Origin of the sequence: Paenibacillus violae (genome assembly GCF_032461945.1) — a bacterium.
In the GTDB taxonomy this organism is placed as follows: domain Bacteria; phylum Bacillota; class Bacilli; order Paenibacillales; family NBRC-103111; genus Paenibacillus_E; species Paenibacillus_E violae.
Genome location: NZ_JAWCUD010000024.1, coordinates 20,701 through 39,538, shown reverse-complemented (window position 1 = coordinate 39,538; position 18,838 = coordinate 20,701). Strand labels below are relative to the sequence as shown.

The window sequence follows — 18,838 nt, the reverse complement described above, 5'->3', positions numbered from 1 at the left end:
CCGTTCGGTGGTGCCACCACCACTACTAAACCGTTGTATCCTTTTTCCAAGAGGGATGTAATCCTGCGAATGAGCGAGTAAACGTGAGAAAATCCCTTAATACCGAGGGAAGTAACGGGCAGAATACTTCCAATATCTGCTATAATTGATTCGAATAATCTTTAGGAGGATGAGGCAAATGCTTGGTCTACCGAAAGGGGAAGTTTATCTTATTCCTTGGACGAATGAGTGGGTAACAGAATTTAGGAATGAAAGTGAAAAGATTAAATTTGAACTTGGTGAACTTGTCCTAGCAGTTCACCATATTGGGAGTACAGCTGTAAAGAACTTGTCCGCCAAACCAATAATAGATATTGCAATCGAACTGAATGATTATCAACGCGGTATTCAATGTATTGAAGGATTGAAACGACTTGGTTATGAATATAAAGGAACAAATATACTGCCAGAAAGGTATTACTTTAGCAAAGGAGAGCCCAGAACTCATCAGATACACATGTTTCAAACAAACAATTTATATATGAAAAAGCAACTTGCATTTCGGGATTTTTTACAGAATGACAGCGAGGCATTGAATGGATACCAAGCTCTAAAGGAAAAACTTTCGAGTACTCATTATTCCGATAAAATTACTTATTCTCATGCAAAAACGGATTTTATTAATACTATTTTAAAGAACTTAGGATTCAATTAACGGGACACGTTAATTGAATATACTGATACAGTGGTAGCCGGTCATCACAATCAGCTGCTTTTTGTTGAACTAAAGGGCAGCATTAGTTTATTAAAAACAAAGTTTCTCTTGAGGAGATAGGGTGCTCTTTGAGACAATAATTTCATTCATGAGATAGGGTGCTCTTTGAGACAATAATTTCATTCACATCTTTGCTATTTAAATTACAGGAGGATTATATATTGCAATTAATATCTGAACGACTGATAATTACTGCCTTTAGCCAGGAAAATGTTAACCAAGTTTCTGAATCGTACAAAGTAGGGAAGCACATAACTAAATATTTGGACAACCTCAAGGAAGATCCAGAAATAATGGGCTGGGGAGTGTGGTTTATATCGTTGGCTGAGGATAACCAAGTTATCGGTGACATTGGATTTAAAGGGAAGCCCGATGATCAAGGAACGGTTGAGGTCGGTTACGGCATCATTCCAGAGATGCATAATAAGGGCATTGCTACAGAGTCAGTCGGCGCAATTATAGAATGGGCGTTTTCTTCAGGTAAAGTAAAAAAGATTGTGGCAGAGTGTCTGGTAGATAATATGCCGTCAGTCCGCGTGTTAGAGAAGTTGGGTATGACAAGAACCGGCGCATCGAATTGCATGATAAACTGGGAACTCATCATTACAGAAAATTGATGGTCAAACATACATGTATGTTCGCCGAGTGTCGGGTGACAAGAACATTATCTCATTAAGTGCCGCGAAAATCGCGGCTTTTTTGTTTTATGGGATAAAGTTCTTGTCAAAACCAAATGACAAGAACTTTATCCCATTCCCGATTTTGACAAGAACTTTATCTCATTCCCGACAGAAGGCCAGGGATAGTATTTTCCAAATGATTAAACTATAATACGAACGGGCAGGATAACGCCACGCCATTGAATAATAATCGATAACTTTTGCCGTGCGGCGTATCGGGCAGTGAAGTGATCGATTGCCTCGGCCCCAATTTAAAAGAAAACCCGCTTCCGTATGTGTTCAAGGGCGGGTTGTTCGTGTTATAAGTGACAACCGTAGAAGTTTTTTTAGGGCTCGCCGTGCGGAATCAGTCATCGCTAAGCTATTAGTTAGACAATAGAAATGGAAGAGCCCGCGGGTAGAGTGAGTGAAAGAAGACACAGTTAAAGTTTTCTCGTCGGTCATGCAGATAACATAATTTCAGTCAAAAGAATTCTTTAAAGAAATTGCTTAAAGCACGGTTCAAACCGTTTTTTGGTGGTGATTTTCGCGTTCGCGTACTCTTTTTAGGCTGTGCTTTTTTAGCGATAGGTTTTTTCGATTTATTTTTTTTCGTTTGTTCTAAGACTGTTGGCTCTTTATTGATCTCTTTATTCATTACTTTATTAATATCCCAACTAACTTCTCCGCCTTGAAGAGATTTTCGAATGATATAACGACCTTGTTCAAGCTCAGTTAGGCCCATCTTTATAGTACGGTCACTATCGACCTGACTCATTTTCTTTATTGTACTTAACGTTATATTCTGTTCCTCGTTTAAGAAAATTAAATTGAAATAAAGCCCTTTGGCTTTAAATGAAAGCTTATTATCTTTTAATATCGCATTTGTTAATAAAATAATATTAATGTTATTATTTTCACTCATTATGTTCCCCCCCTATAGAATAGGTCGGCTTATTTGTATCTTCGATATAGTTATCATCCATTATAGCAATCAGCCATTTACAAAATAAATCTTTTTAAATTCATTAATAGATTTATGTAGCTAAAGCAAATCTACTAAAAAAGTCCTGAATGTTTAATAGAAGCTAGATTTGCGCATACTAATAGTAATTAATAGAAAGGGCGACATTGGTTGAGTGGGAATCTAACTATCATTATGAATAGATATTCTTTTCTGAAATGGGTACAAACTGGTAACAGCTTATTTTTAGAGCGGATCCGAAGGGCATAACTTGTCTATTCGGCCTAATTATCATTGTACTGGTAGCGTCGGTTGTCTGATTGCGAAAACATGGACAGATCAATAATAAGTTGACATGTACCCTTCATTCGAGCACTCATACCCTACTATTTGGGAATATTGTGTTTAAGTATTATATTCGAATTTTGAATGGGGTGTTTTAATGCGCTATGATTTAAACTACTACTCGACACTATCTGAAACAATAAATTTGTTGCAAGAGCGGAATTATTCCAGAAAGCAATTTTAAGAATCAATGAATAATTTATTTCTTGTTTCGCAACAAATTCGGGAATTTGGCAAGCGACTTAGCATTCCAGCAATGAAACAATTTGATATGTACTTAGAAACTTTTGGGGATGTTTGCCTTGATGCAAATTATCACTTAAGAGACAAGGGAGAGGGGGACCTGCTCGCTTATCTTAAGGAACCCGCAAAATAAAGAACAGGGCTATATCCAATCGAGCTACGAAATTCTTGCTGCACGGCAGGATTTTCAATTATGCCAATTAATTTATCTAGAATTAAGTAATTACTTTTACAACCAATAAGAGGTTGACAGCAAACCAAATTGTTCATACTTGGACATTTACATCGATTTTACAAGGTACATTTGATTCTTTTGTTGATTTTTACATTTCATGGTTACTGATATTTTACCAAAGATATTGACTGGAAAGGTGTGCCTGCGCATCTTGCACTGCTTCCTCCCGTTAACATGATGTTTTTAAATTGGTATCCGTTTAAAAGTCCATTAAGAGTACAAACATTTTACTTTATCTATTTGGTCATAGGCATCGCCTTATATGAGTTAATTACGTTGCTGCCTGGACCTTGGGGATATTTTCACTACAGGTGGTGGAGATTGTGGCATTCGGTACTATTAAATCCTATCCTACTGTTAATCTTGTTAGGGTATTATAAATAAATGGATAGTTAGAATAAAAAAAATTATAAATGATGAAAATAATCATGTTGAATCATATATTGAGACGATCAAGTTCATTCTGCTAATGGGACACTATAGTTAAGGAGTTTGCTTCGCGGCAACTCCTTTTTTGTTTTTTTATTAGCTTGCAAAAAAAGCAATTACCATTTTTTACTAACTCCATCGTCAGGAGTGACTTGTTGTAATATTTCCAAAAAAAGAACCCGGGCAATTATTCTTCACCTCATGTCTTATTCCATAAAAGTATTTATTTCTCCAAACCGCAATCCTTATTAGAAAAATGGTTGTATTTCGGAATACGGGTTTTTGTATCCCCTATGCAGCTTGAAAAGAACGGGGCAGCTTCTCGCTCACCTAACTTGTTCAGCTTTATTTGAAATGAAGGGAAGAAGTATTTTTCTCAAATGGAAGGGTATATTAATTTTCATTCCCATCGTGGGCGCTTTTACAATTCTGAAGGGAGCTGAAGTAATGATAAAAAAAAATGTCGCCATAATTAGCGGTAAGACCGCGGGTAAATTAAGCCGATTATTAGGTCATCATGGATCCACACTTCCTGGCGTAGTTGCAATAAAAATCGATCCGAACATTATAAGAAAATTATCTCATCAAATTAAACATTTTATTTTTATAACAGGTACAAACGGCAAAACGACAACTTCAAATTTGTTAGCACACCTCTTAAGGTCAACGGGAATGAAAATTGTGAATAATTTTGAAGGGGCAAATATGATGTCTGGCGTAGCCGCTTGTTTAATAAATAATACGACGATCTTGGGCCAATTAAAGTACGACTATGCTGTACTGGAAATTGACGAGGCAAGTCTCCCTGCCATTTTGAAACAAATCACACCGCAAATGCTCATTATTACTAATTTTTTTCGTGATCAGTTGGATCGTTACGGGGAGATAGACATGCTTATCAAAGATATTGAAAAGGCTATACATCCCATTGAAACGAAAATGATATTAAATGCGGATGATCCCTTTGTTTTTCGGCTTAGCTCTCTTAACAAAAATAATATCTATTACGGACTTGGTAAACGGGCCTATGCTTTTGGAGATTACGGAACGAGTGAGTCCAAATATTGCCCAATGTGCGGTGATGAAATGCTGTATGAGCACATTCATTTCAACCAGCTAGGTTTTTTTTCCTGCTCCTGTGGATTTGAACGTCCAACCCCACATTACGAAATTGACAGAATTCAAAGCAACCCCATAACTTTTTCTATGAAAAGTGGGACCTATCAGATGAAGATGACGGGTACATATAATGTATATAATGCATTGGCTGCTATTACTTGTGCAACTGAACTTGGTATCCAGGATAAAAACATAAAAGATTCTTTGCTTAATTTTCATTTGGCAAATGGACGAATGGATTTGTTTTTTTATAAAGGATTTCCATATATCGTTAATCTCAATAAAAATCCATCTGGTATGAATGTTTCCATATCAGAGATCCTCTCTACTCATTACGAGAAGCAAATTGTCTACTTTATCAATGACTCTATTGCGGATGGGAAAGATGTTTCCTGGATCTGGGACATTGATTTTGAATGCTTGCAAAGGGAAGATATCCAAAGAATCATTTGCTCGGGTACCCGAGCATCAGATATCACGCTTCGTCTTAAGTATGCTGGGATTGATCCTAATAAAGTTATTAAAATTCCATCTATTGAGAAAGCGATACAATATGCATTTAGCCACCCAATGCCCACTTATTTATTACCGACCTATACTGCATTACTAGAGGTGAAAAACCATACGGAGAGGAGTATAAAGAAGGAAAATGAATCTTGTACTCTATAACTTATTCCCCGATAGATTAAATCTATATGGAGATAGAGGAAATGTGATTGCGCTTCAAAAACGGTGTGAATGGAGAGGGATTCATTTAAAGATTGTGGATATAAAATCGACAAATGACATGAACTTATCATCTGTAGATATTATTTTCATCGGTGGGGCGAGTGATCGTGAGCAAGGTTTGATTACAAAGGAATTACTTAAAATTAAAAAAGATTTTAAATTAGGTGTTGAAGATGGTATTAGTTGTCTGGCCATATGTGGCGGATATCAACTTCTAGGGAATTTTTATGTTACTTCAGAAGGAACTAAGCATATGGGAATGGAAATATGTGATTTTCACTCTTCAGCAGAAAAGGATCGTCGGGTCGGGAATATTTTAATTGAAACAAACGAATTCGGTAAAGTAGTAGGCTTTGAAAATCACTCGGGGAGAACATATCACTCTTACAAACCATTAGGTAACGTCATCATAGGTTATGGTAATAATGGGGAAGATGGCACAGAAGGTCTTTGCTATAACAATGTCATTGGAACTTATCTTCATGGTCCAATCTTGCCTAAAAATCCATCCTTAACGGATCATATCATTCGCGCCGCGATTGAAAGGAAATATGGGAGAAAAGAACTAATAGAACTTGATGATACACTGGAATACGAGACAAAAAAACATGCAGAAAATATTTGTCTTACGGTATAATGCGGCTGAACAAAGCTCCCTTGATGGGGCTTTTTTGTTTTCATTTGTTTTTAAGGAACTAAGCATATAATAAATTTCGTGAAAGTTCGGTAATCAAAATACACGCGTAACTTCATAAAGTTATTGATATATTCAGGAGGAAATGTAATGAAGAAAGTGGTCTTCATCATCGCAATGATCACAGCAATACTGGGCCCAGTTGGAATCGCTTATGGAGAGACCAGTCCCCCGGCTATTTATAGCGGCACAGGTGTTGTGATCGATAGTTCGACAGGAGAGGTACTTTATCAAAAAAACAAAGATGAACAAGCATTTCCTGCTAGCTTAACGAAGCTTATGACCGCCATTCTCTTAGAAGATCATGTGACGGACGGTGAATGGATGACGGCCAGTAAAAAAGCCACTCAGCAAGAAGTCAGCAATTTTGTGTTTAATATGAAAATCGGTGAGAAGATGCAAAAGGAAGAAGCCTTGAGGGCACTGCTCGTAATCTCGGCCAATGATGTAGCAATGATGATAGCCGAACATGTTGGAGGCGATGAAGCCGCTTTTGCCGCGCTGATGAATACAAAAGCAGCGTCGATCGGCATGACACACACGCATTTCGTTACACCTAACGGTCTGCATGATCCCCTGCATTATACAACTTCCTATGATTTGGCTCTGCTTGCCAAAGAAGCCATGAAATATCCCGCCATCATGGAAGCAATGGGAACCGAGAAGACAGAGGTGAAGACGGACCAGCGGACTGTACTAATAAAAGATCGCAGCTTCATTTTTCAGAATCCAATCGCATTGGGAGGGAAAACAGGTTTTACTAACCAAGCTCGAAACACGTTAATTGAATATATGAAAAAAGAAAATAAAACAGTTATCGCAGTTGTCATGAAATCATCGCGAGGAAATGAATATCAAGACGTGCAAACGATAGGAAACTATGGACTCGACCACCTCGATGTACAGCAAATGTTTAAAAAAGGGGATATCGCGGGTGAGACAACCTTTTATGGCGAGAACGTTCAAGGTGTACTGGGGAATTCATATGTTTTGACAAAACGAAAAGGTGATGCCGCTGTTTATACGTATTCGCCTGTTTTTACACCGCGGCAAAGTGGGAAGAAAACGATCGCGGCCGGCGAGGTGATTGGCGATTATCAAATTAAAAAAAATGGGGAGATGCTGATGCAAATTCCAATTGTGTCCCCTAAAGAGGTCATTCAAATTGATACTGCCCCTATAACCAAAGGGGGAAGTCAATCATCATCAACAATTTGGCTGTTTTGGGTGATTGCTGGCTTATTTCTCTTAGCACTTGGTTCATTCATTCTAATGCAAAAGCGCAAACAACAAAAGTTAATTTCAACATACACTCAGAAAAACTATGAAGCCTGAGGAATGGCGAACATCAGTATTTAACTAAAATATTTCCAGAAGGTGGAGCCGCGAGTGTTCAAAGAGATGTTGCTTAGAGCGAGAAAAGTAGATCCTATTATTATCACTTTAATGTTATGTTTCATGGCTTTAAGCACGATAGTGATCTATAGTGCCACTAATAATACGAAATTTGCCGGCCTGCATATGAATAATTTAATCATGTTCGCAGTCATGTTTGTACCCATGCTATTCTTGGCTGTGCTCGATTACCGGGGTATTGTCAGACATTTATCCGTCATTTTATATATAATCGGAATTCTGCTTTTAATTTTCGTCATGTTTAAAGGTATGAACATCAATGGATCTCAGCGTTGGATCAATCTGCATTACATGGAGTTTCAGCCTTCTGAACTAGCAAAAGTATTTGTCATCTTACTTTTAGGCAAAATGCTGGAAAAACGTAATGGTGAATATCTACGCTTATTTCAAGATGTACTCCCGATGATAGTGGTTATGGGAATACCTTGTCTGATTGTTATGAATCAACCGGATCTTGGAACATCCATTGTCTTACTTCCATCGTTTCACAATCAAGTGCTCCAATTAGCTCAAGCCATCCACTTCAATCAGAGATGGTCACTTCTTGGCAAACTCCTGCACCGAGCAGTTCGGTAGCAACAGTTCCTGGGCAACAAAAGGTTACTATCCCGCCTGATGAAGGGACAAGCCCCTGATCATGTCGTCATTGTTGTAGAAGAAAATCACTCATATGAGACATTAACTGGGAATCGAGCTGCTCCCTACAGTTTCTTTCGTCATACCGAGTTTGGATAATGATATGCACGATGGAACGATTCTATCCGCAGATTATCGGCTAAAAACCCACATAGGCCCTTATGTAACTTTGGCACAAAGCCATAATAGCTTGCTTATACTTACATAGGATGAGGATGATTCTTCGAAAGATAATCATATCCCGACGATCTGTTGGAGCGATGGTCTAACCTGTAACTTAGGAGATTTAAGAACTAACCTTAGGAAAGGTGAGGCGAGTAATACTTACTAATTTGTTTGGAGAGCAAGAGACAACGATACTTATACAACAGCAGTAAGGTACAAGTAAAGGTTTATTGATGTGGGGAGTATTTGGGATCTTATGACATAAAAGAACATCCACCGCACAGACACTCGCTATACTATGTGGTGGATGGCATATTGCATCGTCTTTATCATGGGGATTCAAAGGAGAGAGCTCCATATAATTTATCATTTAAAAAGGTTCAGATTATTAGGAAACTTCTGGTGAAAGGCGTCCTGTTTTACGTTGACACCAAGCATATAAAGCATCGTACATTACCGACTGCAGGCTAATCTTCTCATGATCACTGATACCAAGGTAATGAAAGCCGAAGGCAATCGCTCGCAGCCCAGCAGATTCAGGTGTGATATCAATATCTACGGGAATGTCAGCTCCGTGAATGATGGAACCCATCATGACAAGCGCTTGGTCATCATCTAAGCCATATTTCAGTAAAAAAGATTCGAAACTGCAGCGCCCTTGATGATGACCGAGTTCTACGCCTTTCATGTCATACGGGATCCCGTCCGTAATATCGGAAGGATTTGTATGATTAGGCACGAACGCGAATTCTGCATCCTTATCGATAAAGCGTTGTATGAGCCATGGACAGGCTACTCGTTCTACATTTCCATGCTCTCTTGTTACCCATTTCATAAATTGGTTCTCCTTATATAAATTATTATGGAAAGCGTTGATTCAATAGCTTGCGGCATTGATCGATCTGCAATCGTAATCTGCGTCCAGATTCTGACTCAAAATAATCTCTGGCTTCGATCGCTTGAAACGAGCGCTGCAATTTTCGGAAATCATCTCTGACTTTGAGCGCTTGGGCTGGGCTGAACTCCCATTCTTCTTCTTCCTCCAGTGTTTCCAACATTCGTTCGAGCGCAGGATTCAACTCACGATACTCCGCATCGCGAGTTTCATTGAACTGCTGAACCATCTCCGCATCTTTCTCTTTTGAGAATGTCGTTGAATGAAAGGTGAACTCTTGACCGCCGAATTCGACGACCTTTTCTGCAAGCACTCCAATAAAGAGTTGAACATCATCTGTATCGGGAACGATGCAAACGCCATCTTGTAAATAAAGTGCACCGTATTTCTTGATTTCTCTCCACACATAAGCACGGTATTTCGTTGGTTTAGATGGTAGCTTGTATATAAATACGATCCAGTTCACCTTAGAAGACACCCTCCAATTTTATAATCCCCAATCTATAAAATAAACTATTTACAAAAACTTATAACGACTGTTACAATGTAACCATTGTTATAAATTCCCTGACCTATTATGATAAAAATAGGAATAGATCTTTTATCTTAGGAGGGAATTTTCTTAAAGAAATTTTACGTTATTACAATGGGTGAGGTTTTTCCAGCTGTAACAGTATTGTCAACGGGGTGCGGTTTATCTGCCTCAAAACAGGCAGGAGAAGCTGCAAGTACCCCAAGCACTGCTGTTTCTGATTCTACCACAAAGGCGGCTTCAACGGCGAGTACGGTTCCTGCATCTAGTGGGGACAAAGAATTAGTTATCTATTCGGCTGTAGGATTTGATCAAGTCATAGCAGATGCCTTCGAGAAAAAAAGTGGTATTAAAGTAAAGTTGGTCGATGACTCAACAGGTCACTTTTAGCCAAAATTCAAGCTGAGAAAGCAAATCCACAGTGGGATGTTACTTGGTTCTATGGTCCCTCTAGTATGCAAGGCCTTATTTACTCCAGGAGGGTTAATCGCAGCAATGTCATTTCGGTTGTTCCGTGTCGTTTATTTATCCGTTCTAAGTCTAAGAGGGTTGGGGCCAGAGTATGAAGATGCGGAAAGAATACTTGGGGTGAAGTCCTTTATTGTTTGGATGAGGATCAACATCCCGTTGCCTTTTCCGGTGATTTTGACTGGTGCTACGCTCTCGTTTGCTGAGTCTGTCAGTGATTTCAGATTTGCCTCAGCGCTTGTTCCACAGGCACACATCCCACTTCTGACATATTCGATTTTCACAGCACTTTAACCAAATGCCCGTAAATTTCTCGCAATTGGGTGTGCTGTCGATCGTTTTGATCGGAATTATCGCAATTGCTTTGTGGAGTCAAAAATTTATTCTGGGTAAAGGTTCTTACAGTATGATTCAGAACCAAATTCGTGTGCATTGCGATCAAAATGGAAGGAACATGCTTTGGACAGTCTGTGGCTATTTGTTCATTTTTGTAGCATTTAATACGGAGAAAAACAAGTTTTGTCCGGAATCGACATATCTATTGAGAAAGGCGACTTTCTGGCGCTGCTTGGTCCCTCAGGCTGCGGAAAGACGACTCTGCTGCAAGCCATTGCAGGTCTTGTTTCAATTGATGAAGGGAAGATCCTGATCGACAGGACCACTGTTTCGGAGGCAGGTAGAGAGATTCCTCCTGAAAAGAGAAACATTGGAATGGTGTTTCAAGATTTTGCTTTATGACTGCATATGAATGTGTTTGAGAATGTAGCATTTGGGCTCAAGCTACGAGGAGTACGAGGAGATGCTCTCCGAATGCGGGTACTCGAAACATTAGGGGTTTTTCATATGGAGAAATACGTGGCTAAATATCCACATGAGCTATCAGGTGGCCAGAAACAGCGAATTGCAATGGCTCGCGCGCTAGAGCCAGAGCCGCGCCTAATTCTGATGGATGAGCCATTGTCCAGTTTGGATGCCGGTTTGAGGGACGAAATGAGAGTAGAACTGGTGCGAATTTTTAAACAGCTTGGCATGACAGTTGTTTATGTAACGCACGATCAGATGGAAGCCATGAGTATGGCTGATCAGATCGTCATTTTGAAGGATGGACGATGTGAGCAACAGGGAATTCCCGAAACACTCTATAATGAACCTGTTTCTGAGTATGTGGCGAAATTCATGGGCTCAGCGAATATCCTTCGAGGCGATATGCACATCGGCAGTCTCTTTATCCGACCTGAAGACGTGCAAATAGTTCTTGGAATGGAGGAAATGGCAGTGCCGATCGAGATGGAAGAACTTTCAGGTACTGTTGTATTGGCTTCTTATCAGGGGCAGAAGTATCGATATTTTGTTGACATTCCAATGTACGAACGCCCCATCGAAGTTACACATAACGAGAAAATTAAAGTTGGTGAAAGCGTTCGTCTTTGGATTCCGATTCATAAGTGGCGTGAGATTCAATCTGTGTAAACGAAATCATCGCGAGGAGTGAAGACTTTGATATTTACTTACTACGCGGCGCTGTCTAGTTTTTTAGGAACAAGTGTCGAATTTGTTGAGGCTTTAACGGTTATTTTGGCCGTAGGAGCCGTAAGGGGCTGGAGAAGCGCGTTAATCGGAGCAGGGGCTGCACTCGCTATTTTAGCTCTGTTGGTATTTGCCATTGGAGCCCCATTAGTACATATGATTCATATTGGTTGGGTTCAGCTTATCGTGGGATTATTTATGCTGTTATTCGGTATTCGGTGGCTGAGGAAGGCAATTCTGCGTTATGCCGGTTTAAAAGCACTGCATGATGAACAAGAGAGTTACGAGAAAGAGTTACAAAGGCAGCAAAATGCCGGTCAAATTCGCCGAGGAATTGATTCCTTCGGGTTCATTACCTCCTTCAGTATTACGTTTTTAGAAGGGATGGAGGCGATTTTTATCGTGATTACGCTTGGAACGAGCGGTGCCAATCTTATGAATGCATCGGTACTTGGTGCGAGCTTAGGAGCTGTAGTAGTGCTGGTGGTTGGTATTATATTCCGCAAACCTCTCATTAGAGTGCCAGAGAACACGATGAAGTTTATTGTTGGTCTAATGCTAACTAGCTTCGGGGCGTTCTGGGTTGGTGAAGCTTTTTCTGTCGAGTGGCCCCAAGCAGATTTATCAATTGTCTATATGGCGATCACCCTATTATTATTTTCCTGGATGATAATTCGCCATTGCAAATCCCGCATGAATAGATCTGCATCGATTAGTCAGAGGAAGTCGGAGGCGATTTAGAATGAAAGTATTAGCTACTCTTTGGGGACTTATCGTCGACGATGGTAGACTGGCCTACACTCTCGGATTGTTTATTATGATTGGGGCGGCTTTGTCGTACATTCATCACCCATGGATTGCTGCAATTGTCATTTGGCTGGGGTTACTAGTTTCTTTATGGGTTTCGGTCATACACCAATTAAATAAGAATCAGGGTATTGATAAGGGTGTAGCGGGAAGATAATGAAACTACTTTAATAACTCACTCAGTGTCGGTGGGAAGGTGACTTGTCAGTAGGAGTTCCAAAGGAAACCTCGTACGATGAAAATTTCATTATGAAGAGTGATGATAAGTGGTTTCGTGAACTAGCGGAAAATTTTAGTTTAATAAACAAACAGGGAGTAGTTTGCCGTGGCAACTGCTCCCTGTTTGTTTGGGTGTAACGGACACAAGGTAACATAAAAAGGAAACAGAATAATGAAATAAAAATACTACTGCATTCTTAAAGGGGGAAAGTGAAATTTTTAGATATTACTATAATAATTTCAGTTATAATATTGCTTTGGCAAGGAGGGAGAAAATAATTGTCTCCGAAATGCTACCCGTTATAAAGGTGAATGTACATAGAATCGTTTATCTTGAAATGGTACCAAAATATGAAAGCATTTTATCTAAGACGGGGAGAAGAACTGCCAGGCAGGAAGTGCTCCTTAAAAGAGACTATGTAACAAATGAGTTTGTTAATAGTGATGATCATATTTTCGATAAATAACATTAGAAATCTCAAAGGTTTTAGACTAGATTAATGTTTGCACATTCACGTTTTACTATAGCAGATGTCCATACAATTTATGAATTAGCAACATAGAATTATATATATTGATGGAAGGGGGAAATAGTATGAGCTTTGCAGATCTTCATGTTTCTACTGCTACGAAAGGAGTCTCAATTATTACGTGTACAAATAACTCCAAATTTATTAATAATGTATTTAGAAATTATAATAATCAGATTGGAATTAATAAAGAACTTATTATTATCGTCAATCGAGATGATGTAAGCCTAATTCCCTACCGAAATAAGGCTAAGAATCTCAAAAATGTTTCGATTTACCGTATTCCTGAAAAAACTTCACTAGGAAACTGTTTGAATTTTGCCATTGCCAGAGCTAAATATAAATATATATCAAAGTTCGATGATGATGATTATTATGCACCGAACTATTTAAGGAGAAGTATGAGTGTTTTAATGCGAAAAGATGTAGATGTTGTTTGGAAAAGCTCCGTATATGTTTATCTACATTCAAAAAAAAGCTTGTTTCTTCGTAATCCTAACCGAGGAGATAGACTAGTCGGATTTGTAGCCGGCGGAACGATTATGTTTAAGAAAAAGGTATTCAATCGTGTGAAATTTGCAAATATATCATTAGGTGAAGATTCACGGTTTTTAAAAAAATGTAGAGCTAGAGGATTTAAAATTTATTCTACAGATAAATTCAATTATGTTTATATTCGAAGAAAAAATCCAAAGAGTCATACTATGAAAGTGCAGGATCGTTATTGGCTTAAAAATAGCAAGCTGGTCAAACACACTCTGAACTATAAGGGCCTTGTAAGGTTGTAACAAATAAGGGGTGTTGTCTTTTGTTGTGGCCAGGGATTGTGGGTTAGAAGACAAAACTAGATAATTAAGGAGAAGAAGGTTAGTTTCCATAAGAGAGACAGAAATACATCTTCGAATGGTCATTATTCAGCTAAACGGGAGAACGTTAGCTGAATAAATGTAACAAGAATGAAATCTTATTTTCATATAGCTTTAATGAACCAAGCCTATAATAAAACTGACCCCCTTTAAAATATAAATAATTATGACCCACAGCAAGTTGCTGTGGGTCACTTTTTTGTACATTGAAGTAACGGGAGTTTCCTTCAATAATGAGGGAACTAATCAGTTCCTGATAGTATTCGTGAGTCTCTATATGTAAAAACTTCAGTAATTAGACTTAAGTCTAGGTCTTCTCAAAAAACGTACATATATTGTATGGTCAAACATTACCCTCATTCCACCTTAATTGGTGGTTTTTTATGAATTGGGAAATTGAGTTGAACGATTTAGCTCAATAATTAGGCTTGATCTTGTTGCATTTCGCAACATTACCGAATAATAAGAAGTATTCAATCTAAGGTAGTGGTTGAAATGGCTGCTTTGAGCAAATTTCAAATTACAATCTTTTTGTCACAGAAAGATTTTTTTGAAAATATTCGCAGGAATTTTAAAAATATAACACTGATTCTTAAGAACAGTATCCGTTACCTAGCTCTAGATGATGTACTGGAGATTCTGGAGTATGATCTAAAAGAAGGCAATGCCAGATTCCTTTTTGCAACAGATGGATCTGAATATGTATCGAGTCCACGAAAAGGTGGAACAGCAAGAAGAGAAGGGGTCAACTTCCAAATTGATCCCTTAATAATCTACAGGTGCACTTCCTCGCGAAATGCTTGAACTTGCTTAACTGACGAGTAACGAAGTTGAATAAAAACAAGGAGCAGATCTGCCTCGACAGCTGCTCCTTGTTTTATTGACGTTCGAGCTGCATGTATGGCTAACGGGCAGCATAGTTAAATGTTATGAGGCATATTTTGTTTTGGTTCGACACCGTCTCGGTCGTGATTGATAATGAGGGGAACCTAGATGGCTAAGATGATTTTGTCGCGGTTTACGGATGTCGTTCAATTTTACAAATGACGGCCGGTGATATAACGGTTATTCCAATAGCCCGAGTTCAAATCATAGATGGCAACGCCTCGACTCGGCGAGTTGCCAACGAATTTGCCGTTACCCAAATAGATACCGACGTGGTTGATGTGGCCCGGTGTACTGACGCTGAACATCACGAGATCGCCCTTCTGCAGATGTGCTTTGTCCTTTACAGGCGATCCGACGCGAGTCTGGGCACTGGAGCCCCATGGGATAGAAATACCGTTTTTGCTGAATACAAATTGTGTGAATGAGGAGCAGTCGAAAGCCAGGTGTTGCGGATCTTTGACGCCAAAGCGGTATTTCACTTTACCCTGGTAAGACAGTGCCGTATTCACGATTTGATCTGCCTTTGAGGCGCTCACCGTTGCGGCTTGCGCAGACGGTGCAGGCAGCAGTAGGCTTGCCGAACCGAATAAGGAAAGGCTTAAAGCTATGCCCACTAATGATTGGCTAAGGCGATTTTTCTTCACGTGTGTCATGTTCGAACATCCTCCTTATGAATCTAGTTAGTATAGTTGGTAGACCAGCTCGGCCACCTGAGCCCACTATACCATAGTTTTTAATGAAAGGATTTACCAGAGAAGTTCCCAAGACAAGTGGGTTCTAGGAAAAATCGTTATTATTAGAAATTAATGAGAATACGATAAGTGGATTATACTTGACATCTCCAATCTAAGGAAAACGTACTATATTTGTTTAACTCTAAATGGAGAACGATAGCGGAATAGATTAATGGCAGGTAAGCTTGTTTGCCAAGATCTTAATTGTCATTTTTATTGATTCGCTGATACCGGGGTCTGTATCAAATGACAATAGTTAACTTGTGACTCAGCTTAGGGACTTTCACGCCAAAAGGGAAAGCCCCTTCCGCTTGTCTTTCAGCAGAAGGGGCTAGGCTTAATAAATGCTGTTCGGTTGTCTTGTCGAAGACCATTTCGATCTTGTCGATCTGGCGCTTGTCGTTCAAAGTGATCTTCTGGATGATGAGATGCAGCAGCGTCTTTCGCTACTCCAAAGTAGATGACCTCAGAAAGTATTCAAAACGTCTCAAAAAGGATCACTTAGTTACGTAGAGGTTGTAAGTGCGGGAGTCTTGGGGAATCTAGTCGGTTCGGTTCTTATATATTGGATAGGAACCAAGTGTGCTAGAACTATTGCTCGTGAAGTATGGCAAATATTTGTGGATCAAGCCCGAACATATGGACAAGGCTGAGCGATGGTTTGGTCGCTATGGCGAATGGGCAGCATTCTTCGGTCGTAATTTTCCGCTGATCCGCACCTTTATTTCCTTGCCAGCTGGAATCGCAAAAATGAATTTCACGCGATTTGTGCTATAAACGTTCCTGGGCTGCTTACCATGGAATATGTTATTAACGTATCTTGGATATAAACTAAGGTCAAATTGGCAGCAAGTCGAACCTGTGAGAAGATGCTTTAGGAGAAGCGGGAGGCTATTGAGCTGGGATGGCTGGGTTCGATAGCTTTCTTCCTTCAAATTTTTCATGTGAAAATGTAAGCGATTTACTCAAAAGGAAATGTAACGAAGGAGGATTAGAACTTTGAAGAGAACAATGTTGATCTGGATCGTCATGGTATCCCTTGTATTATCGGCGATTCTCACACCTGTTATTCCGGGTACGCAAGCATACGCCGCTGGTGAAACTCAATATGAAGCAGAATCAGCTGCAGGAGTCGATGTAGGTACGCAAACGGTTACAGGTGCTGTTTATTCAGGAACAGGATACAGGGATTTGGGGGATAAGTCGAAGGGTTCAAGTCTCACCTGGTCATCCGTGCAAGCGGTTACATACGGAAATTATATGGTCAAAATCAACTATAGTAATACGGATTCTGCACCTAAACCGATCAGCTTGAATGTGAACGGCCAGAAGGTGGCTACATTCGCCGGCAGCCAGACAGGCAAAGGGCCGACACCGGTTTGGGGCGTTCTCACTGCGGTTGTGATGTTAAACCAAGGACCCAATCTCATCCAAGTTTCCTCTGAAAGCGCTGACGGTCCTCAGGTAGACGTCCTGGAAGTGATGCCTTTTGCGGCAATATTTGAAGCGGAGAATGGCGCAGGTGCTGCTCATTCGAATGTAACAATCGCGGCTAATACAGGCACTGCACCTGGCTTCTCCGGAACGGGTTATGCCAGTATAGCTGCAGGTGTCGCCGGATATATGCAGTACAACAGTGTGATCGTTCCTCAAACGGGCAAGTATACGATGAAAGTCAGGTATTCCAACGGCAGCACGGCCAGACCGTATGCCGTAACGGTGAATGGTACGCGTGTTCAAGACGCCAAGGGCGCGGCAACAGGCGCATGGGCTAATTGGCGATTCGAGGAGCTTGTGGGCATCGATTTGCATGCAGGGGTGAATACGCTAAAGATTGAGCGGATCGGTGCGAATGCCACCCCGGTGATTGATCGCTTTGAATTTGTATCTGAAGCCTCAATTGAACTAGGCGATCAAACGTTTCGAACGACCACTTTTGAAAACTCGGATGTGGACCCCGTGATTGCGGGTACGGCTGCAGGAGCGGCGTTGAATTCACTGTTGATTAGCGGCAGCGCATTGAAGAGCACATCAGCTAGTACGGTCAAAGTTGTAGATCACGCAGGTTCCCGCTGGGCAGAAGTGACTTCGCCGGCAACGAAGCAAGGAATTGCTGGATTTCCCTTCCATACAAGTTGGCTTGCGCCGGTTCCGATGAAGAACTATACGCTCGAATCGAGCTTCATCCTGAAGGATGACAAGGCGAATTATTTATTTAAACTCGTTAGTGCAGCGGGTTTAGAGAGTACCATTTTTGCCTTTGGGATGGATAATCTGATTTATGCACGTTCAGACAGTTCATCCGTTGGAGCATTAGCAGCGCGAGCGAATTGGTCCCAGGATACCGTCTATAAAGTGAAACTGATTGTTTACCTGGATACCAAGAGCTACGACATGTATCTGAACAATGTCAAGATTGTGAATAGCGAACCGCAGCAAGATGATGCTTATCTGGGAGGACTAAAAGGTTTCTTCCTGGAGGTCAAGGACGGAGCGCGGCAAGAAACGAAGATTCTTGTTGACGATATTCAACTTTTGGGTTCAAATGCAACAGGCACGGCACCCGTCAGCAACCCGAATCCGGGCGCTCTATTCGTAGAACAGCCGTATATCGGACAGCCGGTCGTCTATTATGTAAGTCCTACTGGACTGGATACGAATAATGGTCTCACTATATCAACCGCATTCAAGACGGTTAATAAAGCTGTAAGTGTCACCAATCCGGGAGATACGGTCAACATTATGCCAGGTACTTACTCTGCCGCTAATGATGCGAATGATTTGGTACTCATCAATCGTTCTGGTGCAAAAGATACAAAGACCGGGGTAGCGCATTACATTACCTACAAGGCGTATGATCCGCTTCATAAGCCAAAGCTGCTTCTTCCCCCGAATATCAAAGGGGTCTGGGATATGGTGCAGGTGGATGCCAACTATATTATTGTTGACGGTCTTGAAATTGAGGGCACCAATTCAAGCTGAAC

22 protein-coding genes and 1 pseudogene are annotated in these 18,838 nt (G+C 40.3%); 18 read left to right on the top strand and 5 right to left on the bottom strand.

Annotation, left to right across the window (positions count from 1 at the left end):
* The first annotated feature begins 178 nt into the window (after positions 1-178).
* Together RQP52_RS35560 and RQP52_RS35555 are read left to right on the top strand one after the other, a co-directional pair.
* Positions 179-694, top strand: a complete 516-nt coding sequence (locus tag RQP52_RS35560) for a GrpB family protein (RefSeq protein WP_315956176.1) — start codon at positions 179-181, stop codon at positions 692-694.
* 221 nt (positions 695-915) lie between these two features.
* A complete protein-coding gene (locus RQP52_RS35555) occupies positions 916-1,371 on the top strand; it encodes a GNAT family N-acetyltransferase (protein WP_315956175.1) in 456 nt (151 codons plus the stop codon).
* Between the two features lie 526 nt (positions 1,372-1,897).
* Here the strand turns inward: RQP52_RS35555 and RQP52_RS35550 are convergent.
* A complete protein-coding gene (locus RQP52_RS35550; RefSeq protein WP_315956174.1) occupies positions 1,898-2,338 on the bottom strand; it encodes a hypothetical protein in 441 nt (146 codons plus the stop codon).
* 574 nt (positions 2,339-2,912) lie between these two features.
* Here RQP52_RS35550 and RQP52_RS35545 point away from each other — a divergent pair.
* From RQP52_RS35545 to RQP52_RS35520, 6 genes are all read left to right on the top strand, one after another.
* Positions 2,913-3,098, top strand: a complete 186-nt coding sequence (locus tag RQP52_RS35545; protein ID WP_315956173.1) for a hypothetical protein — start codon at positions 2,913-2,915, stop codon at positions 3,096-3,098.
* A gap of 831 nt (positions 3,099-3,929) precedes the next feature.
* Positions 3,930-5,417 (top strand): Mur ligase family protein, encoded by a 1,488-nt coding sequence (locus tag RQP52_RS35540; RefSeq protein ID WP_315956172.1) that lies wholly within the window; start codon positions 3,930-3,932, stop codon positions 5,415-5,417.
* A complete protein-coding gene (locus RQP52_RS35535) occupies positions 5,398-6,114 on the top strand; it encodes a type 1 glutamine amidotransferase (RefSeq protein WP_315956171.1) in 717 nt (238 codons plus the stop codon). Before RQP52_RS35540 ends, RQP52_RS35535 begins: the two co-directional genes overlap by 20 nt.
* A 147-nt stretch (positions 6,115-6,261) precedes the next feature.
* On the top strand, positions 6,262-7,506 hold the full coding sequence (locus RQP52_RS35530) for a D-alanyl-D-alanine carboxypeptidase family protein (protein WP_315956170.1): 1,245 nt from the start codon (positions 6,262-6,264) through the stop codon (positions 7,504-7,506).
* 66 nt (positions 7,507-7,572) lie between these two features.
* Positions 7,573-8,163 (top strand): FtsW/RodA/SpoVE family cell cycle protein, encoded by a 591-nt coding sequence (locus tag RQP52_RS35525; RefSeq protein WP_315956169.1) that lies wholly within the window; start codon positions 7,573-7,575, stop codon positions 8,161-8,163.
* 106 nt (positions 8,164-8,269) lie between these two features.
* Positions 8,270-8,431, top strand: a complete 162-nt coding sequence (locus tag RQP52_RS35520; protein WP_315956178.1) for an alkaline phosphatase family protein — start codon at positions 8,270-8,272, stop codon at positions 8,429-8,431.
* Positions 8,432-8,776: 345 nt separating this feature from the next.
* On the opposite strand, the gene RQP52_RS35515 is transcribed toward RQP52_RS35520, so the two are convergent.
* Together RQP52_RS35515 and RQP52_RS35510 are read right to left on the bottom strand one after the other, a co-directional pair.
* A complete protein-coding gene (locus RQP52_RS35515) occupies positions 8,777-9,223 on the bottom strand; it encodes a chromate resistance protein ChrB domain-containing protein (RefSeq protein ID WP_315956168.1) in 447 nt (148 codons plus the stop codon).
* 25 nt (positions 9,224-9,248) lie between these two features.
* Positions 9,249-9,749, bottom strand: coding sequence for a Chromate resistance protein ChrB (locus RQP52_RS35510; RefSeq protein ID WP_315956167.1), 501 nt, complete (start codon positions 9,747-9,749; stop codon positions 9,249-9,251).
* 180 nt (positions 9,750-9,929) lie between these two features.
* Here RQP52_RS35510 and RQP52_RS35505 point away from each other — a divergent pair, with 180 nt between their 5' ends.
* From RQP52_RS35505 to RQP52_RS35470, 8 genes and pseudogenes are all read left to right on the top strand, one after another.
* Positions 9,930-10,205, top strand: a complete 276-nt coding sequence (locus RQP52_RS35505; RefSeq protein WP_315956166.1) for a hypothetical protein — start codon at positions 9,930-9,932, stop codon at positions 10,203-10,205.
* Positions 10,206-10,310: 105 nt separating this feature from the next.
* Positions 10,311-10,577, top strand: coding sequence for a hypothetical protein (locus RQP52_RS35500; RefSeq protein ID WP_379175147.1), 267 nt, complete (start codon positions 10,311-10,313; stop codon positions 10,575-10,577).
* A 225-nt stretch (positions 10,578-10,802) separates the two neighbouring features.
* A pseudogene (locus RQP52_RS35495) lies at positions 10,803-11,231 on the top strand (ABC transporter ATP-binding protein); the annotation flags it as partial.
* On the top strand, positions 11,229-11,753 hold the full coding sequence (locus tag RQP52_RS35490; RefSeq protein WP_315956177.1) for a TOBE domain-containing protein: 525 nt from the start codon (positions 11,229-11,231) through the stop codon (positions 11,751-11,753). The pseudogene RQP52_RS35495 and the gene RQP52_RS35490, both read left to right, overlap by 3 nt.
* 18 nt (positions 11,754-11,771) lie before the next feature.
* The gene (locus tag RQP52_RS35485) at positions 11,772-12,551 is read left to right on the top strand and encodes a COG4280 domain-containing protein (RefSeq protein ID WP_315956164.1); all 780 of its coding nucleotides are present in this window, start codon (positions 11,772-11,774) and stop codon (positions 12,549-12,551) included.
* A gap of 1 nt (position 12,552) precedes the next feature.
* Positions 12,553-12,774, top strand: coding sequence for a hypothetical protein (locus RQP52_RS35480; RefSeq protein WP_315956163.1), 222 nt, complete (start codon positions 12,553-12,555; stop codon positions 12,772-12,774).
* A 657-nt stretch (positions 12,775-13,431) separates the two neighbouring features.
* On the top strand, positions 13,432-14,154 hold the full coding sequence (locus tag RQP52_RS35475) for a glycosyltransferase (protein WP_315956162.1): 723 nt from the start codon (positions 13,432-13,434) through the stop codon (positions 14,152-14,154).
* A 573-nt stretch (positions 14,155-14,727) separates the two neighbouring features.
* Positions 14,728-15,036 (top strand): hypothetical protein, encoded by a 309-nt coding sequence (locus tag RQP52_RS35470; protein ID WP_315956161.1) that lies wholly within the window; start codon positions 14,728-14,730, stop codon positions 15,034-15,036.
* A gap of 233 nt (positions 15,037-15,269) precedes the next feature.
* Here the strand turns inward: RQP52_RS35470 and RQP52_RS35465 are convergent, their stop codons facing one another.
* A complete protein-coding gene (locus RQP52_RS35465; protein WP_315956160.1) occupies positions 15,270-15,773 on the bottom strand; it encodes a C40 family peptidase in 504 nt (167 codons plus the stop codon).
* Between the two features lie 323 nt (positions 15,774-16,096).
* Positions 16,097-16,261 carry a hypothetical protein gene (locus RQP52_RS35460; protein ID WP_315956159.1) on the bottom strand — a complete coding sequence of 55 codons (165 nt, stop codon included), beginning with the start codon at positions 16,259-16,261 and terminating at the stop codon, positions 16,097-16,099.
* A 193-nt stretch (positions 16,262-16,454) separates the two neighbouring features.
* On the opposite strand from RQP52_RS35460, the gene RQP52_RS35455 reads away from it, so the two are divergent.
* Together RQP52_RS35455 and RQP52_RS35450 are read left to right on the top strand one after the other, a co-directional pair.
* Positions 16,455-16,631 (top strand): DedA family protein, encoded by a 177-nt coding sequence (locus tag RQP52_RS35455; protein ID WP_315956158.1) that lies wholly within the window; start codon positions 16,455-16,457, stop codon positions 16,629-16,631.
* 222 nt (positions 16,632-16,853) lie between these two features.
* Positions 16,854-18,836: a CBM35 domain-containing protein gene (locus tag RQP52_RS35450; RefSeq protein ID WP_315956157.1), complete on the top strand. Its 1,983-nt coding sequence runs from the start codon at positions 16,854-16,856 to the stop codon at positions 18,834-18,836.
* Positions 18,837-18,838 lie beyond the last annotated feature (2 nt).